The organism is Alkalihalobacillus sp. CinArs1, assembly GCF_947387515.1.
In the GTDB taxonomy this organism is placed as follows: Bacteria; Bacillota; Bacilli; order Bacillales; family Guptibacillaceae; genus Guptibacillus.
Genome location: NZ_CANDOB010000001.1, coordinates 1,174,490 through 1,190,230, shown reverse-complemented (window position 1 = coordinate 1,190,230; position 15,741 = coordinate 1,174,490). Strand labels below are relative to the sequence as shown.

The 15,741-nt window shown below is 40.7% G+C and carries 11 protein-coding genes; all 11 read left to right on the top strand.

The window, feature by feature from the left end; translation table 11 throughout:
• Positions 1 to 167 precede the first annotated feature (167 nt).
• The 11 genes from PFZ69_RS06190 to PFZ69_RS06140 all read left to right on the top strand — a co-directional run bounded on the left by PFZ69_RS06190 (position 168) and on the right by PFZ69_RS06140 (position 15,712).
• Positions 168 to 4,322, top strand: coding sequence for a cell wall-binding repeat-containing protein (locus PFZ69_RS06190; RefSeq protein ID WP_270180132.1), 4,155 nt, complete (start codon positions 168 to 170; stop codon positions 4,320 to 4,322).
• A 193-nt stretch (positions 4,323 to 4,515) separates the two neighbouring features.
• Entirely contained in the window at positions 4,516 to 5,286 is a 771-nt protein-coding gene (locus PFZ69_RS06185; protein ID WP_270180131.1) for a hypothetical protein, read from the top strand.
• Between the two features lie 253 nt (positions 5,287 to 5,539).
• Positions 5,540 to 6,556, top strand: a complete 1,017-nt coding sequence (locus tag PFZ69_RS06180) for a Gfo/Idh/MocA family protein (RefSeq protein WP_270180130.1) — start codon at positions 5,540 to 5,542, stop codon at positions 6,554 to 6,556.
• A 23-nt stretch (positions 6,557 to 6,579) separates the two neighbouring features.
• On the top strand, positions 6,580 to 7,911 hold the full coding sequence (locus tag PFZ69_RS06175; protein WP_270180129.1) for a nucleotide sugar dehydrogenase: 1,332 nt from the start codon (positions 6,580 to 6,582) through the stop codon (positions 7,909 to 7,911).
• 82 nt (positions 7,912 to 7,993) lie between these two features.
• A complete protein-coding gene (wecB, locus tag PFZ69_RS06170; protein ID WP_270180128.1) occupies positions 7,994 to 9,046 on the top strand; it encodes a non-hydrolyzing UDP-N-acetylglucosamine 2-epimerase in 1,053 nt (350 codons plus the stop codon).
• Positions 9,047 to 9,063: 17 nt separating this feature from the next.
• On the top strand, positions 9,064 to 10,278 hold the full coding sequence (locus tag PFZ69_RS06165; protein WP_270180127.1) for a glycosyltransferase family 4 protein: 1,215 nt from the start codon (positions 9,064 to 9,066) through the stop codon (positions 10,276 to 10,278).
• A 13-nt stretch (positions 10,279 to 10,291) separates the two neighbouring features.
• Positions 10,292 to 11,458, top strand: coding sequence for a glycosyltransferase (locus tag PFZ69_RS06160; RefSeq protein ID WP_270180126.1), 1,167 nt, complete (start codon positions 10,292 to 10,294; stop codon positions 11,456 to 11,458).
• A gap of 4 nt (positions 11,459 to 11,462) precedes the next feature.
• A complete protein-coding gene (locus tag PFZ69_RS06155) occupies positions 11,463 to 12,581 on the top strand; it encodes a glycosyltransferase family 4 protein (RefSeq protein ID WP_270180125.1) in 1,119 nt (372 codons plus the stop codon).
• Between the two features lie 28 nt (positions 12,582 to 12,609).
• Positions 12,610 to 13,722 (top strand): DegT/DnrJ/EryC1/StrS family aminotransferase, encoded by a 1,113-nt coding sequence (locus PFZ69_RS06150; RefSeq protein ID WP_270180124.1) that lies wholly within the window; start codon positions 12,610 to 12,612, stop codon positions 13,720 to 13,722.
• A 24-nt stretch (positions 13,723 to 13,746) separates the two neighbouring features.
• Complete coding sequence (locus PFZ69_RS06145; RefSeq protein ID WP_270180123.1) at positions 13,747 to 14,457, top strand: acyltransferase; 711 nt, start codon at positions 13,747 to 13,749, stop codon at positions 14,455 to 14,457.
• A 271-nt stretch (positions 14,458 to 14,728) separates the two neighbouring features.
• Positions 14,729 to 15,712: an LCP family protein gene (locus tag PFZ69_RS06140; RefSeq protein WP_270180122.1), complete on the top strand. Its 984-nt coding sequence runs from the start codon at positions 14,729 to 14,731 to the stop codon at positions 15,710 to 15,712.
• The last annotated feature ends 29 nt before the right edge of the window (positions 15,713 to 15,741 follow it).

Genomic DNA, 15,741 nt, shown 5'->3' with positions numbered 1-15,741 from the left:
TCAACCATATTGTTATATTATTTAAAATTCTTGTAATTTTATACAATTTTTTGTTGACGGTTTGTAATGTTACCAGTAAACTGAAAATACAGAAATTTTGTAAATATCTAACGGGGAGGGTCGGATGAAGAGGGATTTTTTAAACTAACTTAGGGGGAAATTTATACATGACATTCAAGAACAAAGTTCTTTCCGTCGTTGCTGGGGCATCTCTGATCGCCTCATCTTTTGCGAGCGTCGGATACAATCCGGAAGTGGCTGATGCAGCATTACAAGAGACGAAGAAGTTTAAGGCACCGATTTCTCAGGAGATCTCTGCTCTCGCACTTAGTGGTCAGCAATCTCAAGAACTAATCGTTGTTACAAAAGGGAAGAAAGATATCACCTCTCAACTAAAGAAGTTGGGTGTCACAGTAAAGGACAACCATAAGAACTATATTTACTTAACAGAAATGCCAACTTCAAAAGTTATGGACGTTTATAACCTTGCAGACGTTGCATCACTAGGTAAAAACGGTACTGTAGAATTGGAAAAGACGTTCGATGATCCTGATATTAAGCCAGTTAATGAACAAGGTGGAGAAGTTGATGGTCCACAAACTGAGGAAACTCACGATGCAACTGGTGTAGATGAATTTCACAACAAATACGATGGTTCAGGAGTAAGAGTAGGAATCATTGACTCTGGTCCAGACCCAGGTCACGAAGCATTTACTGCAACATTAAAAGATGGGTATTTTGGGAAGTCAAAAATCGTAGGTGTGCGTGATTATACAATAGGCGATCAGACTTATGAAAGAGATATGCTGCTTGCAGAAGGTGACGTCGTATTTGATCAAACGTTTGATGAAGGCGCTTCATTCACTGCTGATGGTGATACATATGTAACAGCAGGTATCGATGCTTCTGATGATGAGTACCATTTTGGCATGCTTGCACCTGACTACAACGCAGGTGACATGAACGCTGATGGAGAAGTAACTGAAGATAATAACGATGCTGAAGAAGGTAACGATGCTGACGCATTTGGCGTATTGATGGTTGATGAAGAGGTTTATATCGACAAAGATAACGATAAAGACTTCTCTGATGAAATTCCATACAAAAATAATCAAGCTGGTACGTTTGATGTAAATCCAGATGACGACCTTGTAGGAGCTAACTTCCGTGTTAACTCACTCGATTCTGAAGGTCAGTTTGCTAACATTTTCTTCGATGTTAACGGCCACGGAACTCACGTTTCTGGTATTACAGCAGCGAATGGCCCTGCACGCACAAACGCTCTAGGGGCAGTTTCTAAAGATGGTGTAGCTCCAGGTGCGGAACTTGTTGGTTTAAAAGTATTTAAAGCTGAGGGCGGTGCTTCAAGCTACAGCATTATGTCAGCGATGGTAGATGCAGCTCTTCCTGAAGACTTAGGCGGTTTTGGCGTTGATGTTGTAAATATGAGTCTAGGTTCCTTGCCAGACTTGAACGATGGAACGGATTCAGATGATCAACTAGCTAATATCCTATCTGAAGAATTCGGAACAATCTTCTCGATGTCTGCTGGTAACTCTGGTCCTGGAGCAGATACTGTAGGTTCTCCTGGAACAAGCACAGCATCTGTATCAGTAGGAGCACACATAGACGAAACAATGTGGGCAACAGAATATGGTGCATATCCATATGGTAAAAACGAGGATGGAACTCCGAAAGAAGGAGACGGACTTTGGTACTTCTCTTCTAACGGGCCACGTGAAGATGGAATGCAAAAGCCTGATATCGTAGCTCCAGGAGCAGCGTTTGCAGCTTATCCTGCTCAATTGGGTAATTATGCAGTTCTTCAAGGTACTAGTATGTCAGCTCCTTATGTAGCTGGTGCTCTGGCGCTATTAAAGCAAGCTTCTCTTAAGGATCGCGTACCATTTGATTATGAAACAGCTCGTGAAGCGTTGATTCAAACAGCTAAACCACTTGAAGGGTACACTCGTACTCAACAAGGTGCTGGTCTTATCGACGTCCCTGCTGCATTTGAATATTTGAAGAATAACTTTGTTAATGAGTTAAAAGAAGTAAACGTGAAAGTCTACCACGGTGAGAAAGTATCTGGTGGTGCAGGCCTTTACGTAAGAAATCAAGAAGTTCCAGAAAAGGTTGAAGTTCTAATCGAGAACCCAACTGATGAGAAGAAAACGCTTTCTATCACTCCGTCTGAGAGCTGGTTTACTCCTTCTAAAAAGTCGATCACGCTAGAAGCAGGTAAGAGTGAAGCAATTACAGTAACGTATGATAAATCTCAGCTTGAGGTTGGTAGAAATGAAGGTACGCTAGTTATTGATGATTCTTCCACAAGCTATGTAGAAGCTAGATCTCACCAAACAATCATTATGGGTGAACAGTTTACTTCTGATAATAAGTATCGCTTTAGTGATGAGAACGAAGTGCAAGCTTCTCAAACAAAGCACTATTACTTTGATGTAAAGCCTGGAATGGATGAAATTCGCTTTGCTCTTGAAGCATTACAAGAAAATGGCGAATATCAAGGCCGTGTAAGAATGATGGTCTTCGATCCAAATGGTACACAAGTAAGTAGCTATCAGGGCTACGCTGGGTACGGTAATGGTGGATTGAAAGTAGAAGAAAACGTATTTGAAAGTCCTAAAGCAGGAGTATGGGAAGTAGCTATCTACGGTACGTTTGGTCCTGAAGAAGGCAAAGAAATGAACAAATTCAACTTTGAAGCATTTGTTCAAGGTGTCGTGAAATCCCCAGGTCAGATTGATCTTGGTCAAACACCTGCAGGATTTGAAGCAACGAAAGAAGTTATGTTTGAAAACTACATGTCTACTTCTAAGAAAGTGAAAGTAGAAACTGGAGACTTCAGTAAGGCAGAAACAACGAAGGAAAACGTTGAAGTTCCTTTACAAGATTACTACGTTAAAAGTCTTAACCTTGAGAACAACATCTCTCTAGAAGTGGTAACTTCTAATCCGAATAACCCATTGGACGATGTTGACTTAGAGTTCTATAAAGTTACTGAAGATGGTCCTAAGATGGTTGCTAGCTCAGGCTCCGCCTCTTCTGATGAAGCTGTGAAGCTGAATAATCTTGAAGATGGCCAATATCTTGTAGCCGTTTATGGTTACTCTACTGCTGAAGGTGGCGACACTGCAGTTGATCTAGCAATTACAGAACAAAAAGTAACAAGCCCAGGTGTTGAAGGTGAAGGTGAACTACAAGCAACAGATAAAACGTTTGACCTCGGAGTAGGAAAATCATTTAAAACAGATGTAAAGATCACAGCCCCTGAGTCCTCAGGTGATTACACTGCTGGTGTATTCTTAACAGATGCTGATACTGGTGAAGTACTCTCTATTCTTCCTGTTTCTGTAGATGGCGGAGTAGTAGACGTTATCAAAGGTAAAGACCGTGAAGGTACAGCGATCGCTACATCAAAAGAAATGTATCCAAATGGTTTTGGAGAAGAAGATAGCAAAACAGTTGTGATCACAACTGGCTATGACTTCCCTGATGCCCTGTCTGTAGGACCTCTAGCATCTGCTTACGGTGCTCCAATCTTACTTGCAGGACCAAAAGGAAAGCTTTCCGATCAAGTGAAAGTTGAAATCTCTCGTCTAGGTGCAGAAAATGCAATTATCGTTGGTGGAACTGGCGTAGTTTCTGATGACGTAGTTGTACAACTTGCTGAACTTGGAATGAGTGCGAAGAATGTTGAAAGACTTTCTGGTAAGAGTCGATTCGACACAAACATTAAGATTGTCGATCACCTACAGAGTGAACTTGAATTCGCTGGTAATGGTGTCTTCCTTGCAACTGGCATGACATATGCAGACGCCCTAAGTGCTGCAAGTGTTGCTGGTGAAAATGGAATGCCTATCGTACTAACGGATGGTAAGAAGTTAACGAAGGAAGCGAAAGAAGTTCTCGCTGGTGAAAATGTATATGTTCTAGGTGGTACAGGTGCAATTTCTGACGATGTATTCAAAGAAGTTGAAAAGATTGCTTCGAATACTGAACGTCTGAAAGGTAAGAATCGTTACGGAACGCTTGCAGCAATTCAAACGATGTTCGCAGACTCTACTGATACTCTTTATGTAGCAAGCGGACAGACGTTCCCTGATGCTCTTGCTTCAGCTCCACTTGTAACGATGAACAACGGAACGATGATCCTGGTACAGAAAGATGATGTTCCGGGTGAGGTTGAATCATTCCTTACGAAGTACCTCTACACGAATGATATTACTTCTGTGAAGGTACTAGGTGGAAATGGTGCTGTTAGTGAAATGACGAAAGACGAGCTTCAAAAGCTAGTGAAGTAATCCATGATTACTCGAGGTGCTACCGATCTATGATCGGTAGCACCTTTTTGTTTTCGACTAGTTTAAACAAAGACAAACAATTTTCGATATATTGTTTATTTTGTGGGGGTCTCTCTATATAATTGAAACTAAGTATTAGTAAATGTAATCAAATAAGGATAATATTTCTAACAAAAGCTGAGGGGGACTTTGTTTGAACAAAGTAATGAATATCGTACTGTTACTAGCATGTATAGTTGTCATTATATTAGGAAAGAGTCATTGGGAAAGTAGAGCGACTAATTATGAAGGTAGCGCTGGAGCTACTGAAGTAAGTTCAGCAGGGGTGAAAGATAAGGGAGATAATAAGAATCAGAACTCTGAAGGAATGAATGAGCTCGCCTCAAATCTCCCCACAGAATTAACAAAAGCGATTGAAAACGGTGAGCTTCCAGTAAAAGTGGAGGCGGTGGGTTCTGCGGCTACATCCGAAGAAGCAGTCGGCTGGCCAGCAGTGTTACAAGAAAACCTGGACAATACATATGGAGACGGAGTATTTGAGCTAACGGTTAAGTCGTTTGGAGACAAAACGTCAGATGAGGTTGTTCAGGAAATTACAGCTTCTAACGTAGATGTGCTGCTACTAGAACCCTTCTTGCTTAAAAATAATGGAATTATCCGTATTGAAGATTCTCTTGAAATCACAACCAACTTGATAAATAAATATAAAAAAGTGAATGAAGATGTCACCATTATGCTTCAGCCATCGAATCCTTTATACGATGCGACGTATTATCCTTTACAAATAGAGGATCTTGAAAGCTTCGCTTCGGATCACGACTATATTTATCTCGATCACTGGGAAGCTTGGCCAGCTTTAGATGATGAAAAGATGAACGAGTACCTCACAGATAAAAGCGAGCCGAATGAGATGGGCCACAACATTTGGGCGCAATACTTAACATCGTACTTCACCGGTAATTAACTAAAACAGTTTTATAAAATAAGAAGAGTGGTATAGAAAATTTAGTATGTGCAAAAAGGCATCTGATCGGTTGATGTCTTTTTGATTTTAGTCGAATTTTAGTCGATTTAACAAAATAATTGATATTGAAAATAATTACTATACAATTACTATAGAAGATTTTATTATATAGATGTCTTTACAAGTATGTTCATAAAATATAAAGTCCGGTAGAAAACTATATATAGGAAATTGAAAAGGAGATTTTACACATATGAATTTTGCAATTGTAGGTTGTGGCCATATAGCAAAGAAACACGCTGATGCAATTCAAGCAGCTGAAGGTGCTACGCTATTTGCTGTTTGTGATACTGTTGCTGAAAAAATGGAACCATTTGTAATAGATTATGGTGTTGAAGCTTTTGATGATTTTAGCAAATTATTGGCGAATGACAATGTCGATGTGATTAACATCTGTACGCCAAGTGGTTTTCATGGCGATCTCGCTGTACAAGCAGCGGCTGCCGGGAAACACATCGTGGTAGAAAAGCCAATTGCTCTTACTCTTGAAGATTCTCAACGCATTATCGATGCATGCAAAGAAAATAATGTTAAGCTATCAGTAGTGCATCCGAACCGTTTCCGTCCAGTGATGATGGAGATTAAAGAATTAATGAACCAGGGTAAGATTGGTAAATTAAGTCACGCAAACGCTACTGTAAGATGGAATCGTAATCAAGCTTATTATGACCAGGCCCCTTGGAGAGGGACAAAAGCTCTTGACGGCGGCGTTTTAATGAATCAAGCGATACATAATTTGGACTTGATTCTGTGGTTGATGGGCGATGCTGAGGAAGTTTACAGCATGAGTGCTACAAGGCTTAGAGATATAGAAGCGGAAGATGTTTCAACAGGCGTTATTCGTTTTAAAAATGGATCACTCGGTGTGATCGAAGCTGCTACTACGATATATCCGAAGAACCTTGAAGAGACGATCAGTTTGTTCGGTGAAACTGGTTCGGTAAAAATTGGTGGTACGACAGCAACCCTCTTTGAACACTTGACGATCGAAGATTTAAATGACGAAGAGAGCAACACGCTTATCGAGAAAGTGAAAGCTGATCCATTCGGTAAACCAGGACATCAGTGGATTATTGAGGATATGGTAAAGGCTATTGAGGAAGATCGTGAGCCTGTCGTAACGGGTGAAGACGGTAAGAAGGCACTAGCACTCGTATTAGCGCTATACGACTCTGCAGAAACGAATGCTCCAATCAAAGTACGCGATTAATATAAAAGAAAGTAGGAATAATCATGGTTGATATTCAATTGAACACGAATGCAAAGGAACTTTTAGCAAAGATTGAAAACAAAACAGCTACAATCGGTGTAGTCGGATTAGGTTACGTTGGCCTACCACTAGCTGTTGAAAAAGCAAAAGCTGGTTACAATGTTATTGGTTTTGATGTTCAGGAAAAGCGAGTTGGCCTCGTTAATGACGGTATCAATTATATCGGAGATGTCGTCGACGAAGAGCTTGCAGAGTACGTTGAAAAGAAGCAATTAGTTGCAACGACCGATTATTCAAGAATTACGGACGTTGATGCTGTAGCGATCTGTGTTCCGACTCCACTCGATGTGTACAAGCAGCCTGACACTTCTTATGTTGAAAGCTCTGCAAAAGAAATTGCGAAGTATCTACATGATGGAATGCTTATCGTGCTTGAAAGTACAACTTACCCAGGTACAACACAAGAGATCTTAAAACCAATCCTTGAAGCGACAGGTAAAGTATGTGGGGAAGACCTCTTCATCGCATATTCTCCTGAACGAGTTGACCCAGGTAACAAAATCTATAATACAAAGAACACACCAAAAGTTGTCGGTGGTATTACCCCATCTTGTACAACAGTCGCTTCAGCGATGTACCGTAATGTGTTAGAAGGTGATGTGCACGAAGTATCGAGTCCTGCTGTCGCTGAGATGGAGAAGATTCTAGAAAACACATTCCGCAACATCAATATCGCACTTGCAAATGAAATGGCGATTCTATGCAACAAGATGAACATCGACGTTTGGGAAGTGATCGATGCTGCAGCTACGAAGCCATACGGATTCATGCCGTTCTACCCTGGACCAGGTCTTGGCGGTCACTGTATTCCGATCGACCCATTCTACCTTACATGGAAAGCTAGAGAGTATGACTATCATACACGCCTTATTGAAATCGCAGGTGAGATCAATACGAGCATGCCTGATTTCGTTATCGATCGCTGCATGCAGATTTTAAACAAAGATAAAAAAGCTCTTAACGGTGCACGTGTCGTTGTTCTAGGTGTTGCATACAAGAAGGATATTGAGGATGTTCGTGAATCTCCAGTCCTACCTATCCTTGAGCAACTAGAGGAAGCTGGTGCAGACTGGATCGTAGCAGATCCACACGTTGAATCCTTTAAAGTAGCAGAAAGAGTGAATGAAACCGTTGCTCTAACGGAAGAGCTCGTTGAGAATGCGGACCTAGTCTTACTAGCGACTGACCATTCTGACTTTGACTATCAAATGATCGCAGAAAGAAGTCCTGTTATCTTTGATACACGCAATGCATTCAAAAACGTCGAAAAACCAGCTAAATACTATAAACTGTAAACTACAAAATGGCTTGCATGCTCTTCGTGAGCGTGCTTGCCATTGTTTGTATGCATTCTAATACTTAACTTGAGGTGATCACGTGAAATTTATTACTGTACTTGGAGCTCGTCCTCAATTTATTAAAGCTGCTCCGGTTTCTAGAGAGCTAAGAAAGCGTCACGAAGAGCTTATTATCCATACTGGTCAACATTATGACAAGAACATGTCTGATATCTTTTTTGATGAACTCCACATTCCAAAGCCAGATTACCATCTAGGTATAGGTTCATCTTCCCATGGTAAACAAACTGGGGAAATGTTGACTCAAATCGAAGAGATACTATTGAAAGAGAAGCCTGACTATGTATTGGTGTATGGTGATACAAACTCAACACTTGCAGGTTCACTAAGTGCAGCGAAGCTACATATTCCAGTCGTGCATGTTGAAGCTGGCCTACGTAGTTTTAATAAGAAGATGCCAGAAGAAATCAACCGCATCATGACGGATCATGTATCCGACTATTTATTCTGTCCTACCGATACTGCTGTTAAGAACCTAACGAACGAATCTATCACCGATCGTGTCTATAACATTGGAGATGTCATGTATGATGCAGTCGAGTATAATCGGAAGCTAGCTGAAGATAAGTCTAACGTTCTGAAAGAGCATGATTTAACTTCAAAAGAATATTACTTGATTACCGTGCATCGCGCTGAAAATACGGATGTGAAAGAAAATATTGAAGAAATTCTTAATGCTTTTAAAGAAATACCAGAACCAAAAGTATGGCCGATCCATCCTAGAACTCGTCATGTCATCGAACGACTAGGATTAAATCTTGAAGAGATTCCAAATCTGTATGTGATCGAGCCTGTCGGCTACCTCGATATGCTTACGCTTGAAAGTCATGCGCTCAAAATTTTGACGGATTCAGGCGGGGTACAGAAAGAAGCTTACTTTATGAAGGTTCCTTGTGTAACGATGCGTGAGCAAACAGAATGGGTAGAAACACTTGAGAGTGACGCAAATATCCTTGTAGGAACTAACAAAGAAAAGATACTGAGTGCTGTTAAAAAGGATGTTAATCCTGAATACAAATCGATATTTGGTGACGGAGATGCTTCATCAAAAATCGTAGCAACTTTCGAGTAAAGTAGAGGAGTTCATTTATGAAAGTCATGTTATTGAGTCAGCATTTTCCTCCCGAGGTCGGTGCGCCTCAAATTCGCTTATATGAAGTAGGTAAAGAACTACAGCGTAGAGGACACCAGGTGGAAATCGTTACTGCTTTCCCACACCACCCTCATGGCATTATTCCTGATGAGTATAAAGGGAAATTTTATCAAAAAGATTCGTATGATGGATTGACGGTTCATCGTAGCTGGATCTATCCAAGTCCAAAGGGGAGCTTCTGGAGACGTCTGACTTCATATTTTTCATTTACGTTCAGTGCATTTTATTCCATCTTGAAAGCTAAACCAACTGATGTGATCATCTGTAACTCTCCACCATTATTCCTTGGTATTACAGGTTATCTCGCTTCAAAAATGAAAAGAGCAAAGTTTGTGTTTAACATCGCTGATATCTGGCCTGAGTCTGCAGTAGAGCTTGGAATCGTTAAAAACAAGAACTTTATCTCTTTAGCACAAAAGCTGGAAGACTGGCTCTATCGTAAGTCATGGAAGCTTGCAGCTGCCACGGAGGGCATCGCACAGTATTTAAAGGACAAAGGAATTAAAGAACAGAACGTTTTCTTACTTCCGAACGGTGTAAACATCAAAACGTTCAATCGTGAACCAAAAGACAAAGAGTGGATCGAAAAACTTGGTTTTGAAGGGAAAACAGTCTATACGTTTGCTGGTCGAATGGGCTATGCACAAGGTCTAGAATCCGTTCTTAGGGCTATTTCGCAAGTGAAGGATCGGGATGATCTTAGATTTTTATTTATTGGTGACGGCCCTGAAAAAGACAACCTTGTTCAGTTAAAAGAAGAGTTGGAACTAGATAACGTTGTTTTTCACGATTCAGTTCCTGTAAGTGAAATGCCAAAAGTGTTTTCAATCACTGATTATAGTATTGTATCTCTTAAAGATCTTGAACTTTTCAAGGGGGCGCGCCCGTCGAAGATATTCCCGGCACTAGCTTCTGGAGTTCCAATCCTTTACTGCGGTGCAGGTGAAAGTGTGAACTTACTTGAAAGCAATCACTGCGGCATCGTTGCAGAACCTGAGAATTCTCAAGATATTTCTGAGAAGATCAGGTATTGTGCAGACCTGACACCGGAACAATACGAAGAGCTGTCGCTTAACGGACGTCATTTTGTTGTGAAAGAGTATTCTTGGGAAAAAATCGTACAAGACCTGCTAGAGGAAGTCTCAGATTAAGGAGTTGTCAGTATTGACGCGCGTATTAGTTGTGCCTTCTGGTTACCCTGAAGAATTGATTCCTTATCGAGGTATATTCTATAAGAGACAAGCTGAATCCCTTCACGGTGATGACCTTGAGATTACAGTGGCTTATCCAGAAATATGGAGTATCAAAACATTTGGAAAGCAAAAGGATAATTCAGGATTGACCGTAAATAAAGAAAACGGAATTGTTACCTATCGAATGAAGGGTTACAATTACTTCGCAAATCTTCCCTATACGACAGAAGGTATCTTTTATAATCGTTTAAAGAAATTATATAATAAGCTTGTCTCTGAGCAAGGGAAGCCAACCGTAATTCATGCTCATAGCTGCCTTTGGGCAGGGTATGCGGCGGCGAAGATTAGTAAAGAAGAAAATATACCACTTGTCATCACAGAGCATTCTTCGGTTTTTGGAAGAGGACTATTAAAGCCTTATCAAAAAAGGCTTGTAAAAGATGCGCTTGACCAGGCAAATGAAATAATTGCTGTTGGTCCAAGACTGAGGAATGAGCTAGCAGAATACACAACAAAGCCTATTCACCTGATTCCAAATGCAGTAGATCCTTCTTTTTTCCAAGTGCCAGACAAGGTGCCAAACGAACCATTTCGATTTATTTCAGTAGCAAATTTAAATCGAAACAAAGGTATGGATGTTTTGATCGATGCATTTGAAAAGAAGTTTAAAGGTACAGCTGCTGAGCTGAAAATTGGTGGAGATGGGCCTGTTAGAGGAGAGCTCGAAGCCCTCGTTAAAGAAAAAGGTCTCTCAAATCAGATTGAGTTCCTTGGAGCACTAGATAAAGAGCAAGTGAAAAGTGCACTTGAAGAAGCCCACGTATTTGTTTTAGCTAGTCGTTATGAAACGTTCGGTGTTGTGCTAGTTGAAGCGATGGCTGCAGGAAAGCCATTGATTGCAACAAAGTGTGGCGGGCCCGAAGCCATTGTGTCAGATAAAACCGGAGTGCTCGTTCCAGTTGATGACAGTAATGCTTTAGGAACTGCAATGAGCAACATGGAGAAGCAGTATGAAGAATATCATCCTGACACCATTCGATTAGAATGCAAAGAGCGATTTAGTGAAACGGCTGTAAATCAGCACTTACAACAGATCTATCAAAACGTAACGAAAAACACGGAAAAGATTGTGAAGTGATGAAATGAATATTTGTCACCTGACTTCTGTCCATCAATCGATGGATACAAGAATTTTAATAAAGGAATGCCAATCCCTTGCGAAAGCAGGTCACTCGGTTACGTACATCGTACCGAATGCTGAAACGAGAATGGAGCATGGCGTTCAAATCGTTGGGGTCGAAGCAAAAGAGGAAAAGCCTCTGAATCGTATGCGAAAAACCACAGCGGCCGTCTTTCAAAAAGCCATTGAAGTAGACGCTGACGTCTATCATTTTCATGACCCTGAACTGATGCCGATCGGTCTTAAGTTGAAAAAACGAGGGAAAGCCGTAATCTATGACGTACATGAGGATTTGCCTCAGCAGATTATGTCGAAGCAATGGATCCCTGGCAAGCTGCGAAAAGGTATCTCATTTGGTTCTGAAAAGGTTGAACGTTTCGCGTCAAAGCGTTTTGATGCGATCGTCACTGCAACCCCTCATATCAATGAACGGTTTAAAAAATACAATGAAAATAGCATCACCATTCACAATTATCCTTTACTAAACGAATTAATGAAGGATGTAGTGGTGGATAAACCAGCGAAAGACGCATTTTCAGTCGTTTACCTTGGGGGAATCTATTTACTTAGAGGAATCAAAGAAATGATTCGATCGGTTGAAAAGGTGAATGAAACCACACCTGCTGAATTTATTCTTGGAGGATCGTTTGCTCCGCCATCTTTACATGACGATGTGAAGACGATGAGTGGCTGGAAGCATGTTGACTTTAGAGGATATTTGGATCGAGCTGCTGTTAAAAATACGCTAGCTGAAGCAGACGCAGGACTTGTTCTTCTGCACCCAGAACCACGATTTATCGTATCGCTTCCAATCAAAATGTTTGAGTATATGTCTGCAGGAATTCCAGTTATCGCTTCTAATTTTCCATTATGGAAAGAGATTGTGGAAACAAACAATTGCGGAATATGTGTGGACCCATTAAATATCGATGATGTTTCTAATGCGATGATCTGGTTGAAAGAGAACCCAGAGAAAGCAAAAGAAATGGGAGAAAACGGTCGTAGAGCTGTAGAGCAATACTATAACTGGGATAAAGAAAGTGAACGTCTCGTAGCGTTATACGAAAAAATAGTAAAATAATTATTTAAAAAGAGAGGTTGTCTACATTATGAAAGTACCTATGCTGGACTTAACAGAACAGTTTCAAAACTTAAAAGGAGACATCATGCCTGCACTTGAAGAAGTGATGTCTAGTGCGCAATTTATTCTAGGTAAAAATGTGAAGAAGCTTGAAAGTGATGTAGCAGAGTTCAGTAGTGCGACTCACGGTGTAGGTGTAGCAAATGGAAGTGACGCACTGCACATTTCATTACTTGGATGTGGCGTTGAGCAAGGAGACGAGGTCATCTGCCCTGCTTTCACATTCTTTGCAACGGCTGGAGCGATTGCTCGCATCGGAGCTAAGCCAGTTTTTGTTGATATTGAGGAGAAAACATACAACATCGATCCAAAGAAAGTTAAAGAAGCTGTAACAGATAAAACAAAAGCGATCATTCCTGTTCATTTATATGGCCAAATGGCTGATATGGATGCACTGAAAGAAATTGCTGACGAGCATAATCTGGCGATTGTGGAAGATGCTGCTCAGGCAATCGGTTCAGAATACAAAGGTAAGAAGGTTGGAGAACTTGGAACGACTGCAACATACAGCTTCTTCCCAACTAAGAACCTTGGTGCTTATGGCGATGCTGGTATGATCATTACAAGTGATGATGAAATTGCTGAAAAAATGCGCGTCATCCGTGTTCACGGAAGTAAGCCCAAGTACTACCACCATGTCCTAGGCTACAATAGCCGTCTAGATGAACTACAAGCAGCTATTTTAAATGTAAAGTTCGCTCATTTAAATGACTGGAGTAAGCAAAGAAGAGAAAATGCTTCTGTATATACTGAATTGTTACAGAAAAAGCTTGGTGACCATGTTGTTACACCTTTCGTTGAAGAACACAACTATCACATCTTCCATCAGTATACGATTCGTGTCTCTAAACGAGACGAGCTACAGAGCTTCTTGAAAGAGCATGGAGTAGCATCGATGGTCTATTACCCTAAGGCTTTGCATCTTCAGCCAGTGTTCTCTGACTTGGGTTATAATGAAGGTGATCTTCCTATTACAGAGAAAGCATGTGATGAAGTGATCTCATTACCGATGTTCCCTGAACTGACTCGTGAACAACAGGAATATGTTGTTGAAAAGATCGAAGAATTCTACGGCGTTTAATAACAAGAAGCAAAGGGTGTTAAAATGAAACCTGTAAAAATTGGTGAAAATGTGGTTATCGGTGATAACGTAACATTCGGCGAGAATGTCGTTGTCGGCCATAATGTTATTATTTATGATGGCGTTCAAATCGGTGACGGCGTAATGGTTCAAGATAATGCTGTTATCGGTAAGCAGCCAGCTAGAGCGAAAAACTCTATTCTGCCAGACGTGAAGAAGTTGCCTCCAACCATTATTGGATCTGGTACAACAATTGGAACTTCATCGATCATTTATGCGAATGCAGAGCTTGGCGAAGACGTTTTTGTTGCTGATCTTGCTACTATTAGAGAGCGAGTGACAATTGGTGAGAAAACGATCGTTGGCCGCGGCGTTGCTGTAGAAAACGATTGTAAAGTTGGTCAAAAGTGTAAGCTTGAAACGAACTGTTACATCACTGCCTATTCTGAGCTCGGGGATTTTGTTTTCGTAGCTCCTTATGTTGTCACAACAAATGATAACTATCTTGCTCGGTCAGCTGAACGATATGATCATTTCAAAGGTGTAACCGTAAAAGATGGAGGTCGAATCGGCGCTAACTCCACAATTTTACCAGGTAAAGTCATCCACGAAGACGGAACAGTTGCAGCCGGTAGCGTCGTTACAAAAGATGTAGAAGCGGAAACGATCGTGGTTGGATCGCCTGCTAAGGCACTACGTAAAGTACCTGAAAGCCAACTATTAAGAAATCAATAAATAACGAACGACATGGCCTTTCCTCAGTGGGGAAAGGCCATTCAATTGTCTTGGTAACATGCAATAATTAACAGAGCAGAAATGTAATTCAACAAGCAATAAATTACTCAGAAGTACGAATGATATAACTATATAGCCGAAACCGAAATACAAAATATGTGATTATTCTTGATATTGGTTGGTTTTATCACAAATAATGTTATTCTTATGGTTAGAGTTTAGTTATAATAGTAACTAACGAAGGCTAGGATAAGAAATGAGGCGCTAAGTTTTGAGTAATAATAAGTCTAGAATTAGGCGAAGGAAGAAACGCTCACTGCTAAGGAAAGTATTTCTTTTCGTTTTAATCGTTGTGGTTGGAATAGGAGGCTATGCAGGTTATCTTGCATTTCAAGGGTGGCAGGCATCCAAACAAACCTACAATGAATTAGAGCGAGGCGATCAATCAGAGTTAAGAAAAGATGCGATAAGTATAGGGGAAGACCCTTTTTCAATATTATTGATGGGTGTTGAGGATTATTCGACCGGAGGAGATAACGGAAGAACAGATACACTTATTTTATTAACGATTGATCCTAAAGAGAAAACCGCTAAGATGGTCAGTATCCCTCGAGATACCAGAGTTGAAATCGCTGGTAGAGGAAAGCAGGATAAGATCAATCACGCGCATGCTTTCGGCGGACCTGATATGACGATTGAAACTGTTGAGAATTTCTTGGATGTACCAGTCGACTACTATGTGAAAGCTAACTTCGAAGGCTTCAAAAGCGTGATCGATGATCTTAACGGAGTGGAAGTTGATGTACCGTTTGACTTCTGGGAATATAGCGATGAAGAACATGGTAAGAAAATCTATTTCGAAGAAGGTTCAATGGAATTAGATGGTGAGGAAGCACTCGCCTACGTTCGAATGAGACGCTTCGATAGTGACTTCGGTAGATCTGATCGTCAGAAACAAGTTATTCAAGCAGCGATCAGTAAAGTATTTACTGCAAATGGTCTATTTAAGATCGATGAGATTGCTGGACACCTTGGCGAAAATATCTCAACAAACTTACGTGCAGGCGAGCTTTTCTCCCTACAACGTCAATTTAGTAATATGTCGAGTAACGCAATTGAAACGAAGAAATTTAACGGTGAAGATGCAAGAATTAATGGCGTATACTATTTTCAACCGTATGAAGATAGTGTGAATGAAATTTCAGCTGCACTTCAACAACATTTAAATCACACTTCACCATCATCTGGGGATTAACATCTCCCCGGATGTTTTTTATGGACAGA

What these genes read in the sequence shown, in the direction of transcription:
- PFZ69_RS06190 (WP_270180132.1), top strand. Translation starts at nt 168, where the DNA reads ATGACATTCAAGAACAAAGTTCTTTCCGTCGTTGCTGGGGCATCTCTG.
- PFZ69_RS06180 (WP_270180130.1), top strand. Translation starts at nt 5,540, where the DNA reads ATGAATTTTGCAATTGTAGGTTGTGGCCATATAGCAAAGAAACACGCT.
- PFZ69_RS06175 (WP_270180129.1), top strand. Translation starts at nt 6,580, where the DNA reads ATGGTTGATATTCAATTGAACACGAATGCAAAGGAACTTTTAGCAAAG.
- PFZ69_RS06165 (WP_270180127.1), top strand. Translation starts at nt 9,064, where the DNA reads ATGAAAGTCATGTTATTGAGTCAGCATTTTCCTCCCGAGGTCGGTGCG.
- PFZ69_RS06155 (WP_270180125.1), top strand. Translation starts at nt 11,463, where the DNA reads ATGAATATTTGTCACCTGACTTCTGTCCATCAATCGATGGATACAAGA.
- PFZ69_RS06150 (WP_270180124.1), top strand. Translation starts at nt 12,610, where the DNA reads ATGAAAGTACCTATGCTGGACTTAACAGAACAGTTTCAAAACTTAAAA.
- PFZ69_RS06145 (WP_270180123.1), top strand. Translation starts at nt 13,747, where the DNA reads ATGAAACCTGTAAAAATTGGTGAAAATGTGGTTATCGGTGATAACGTA.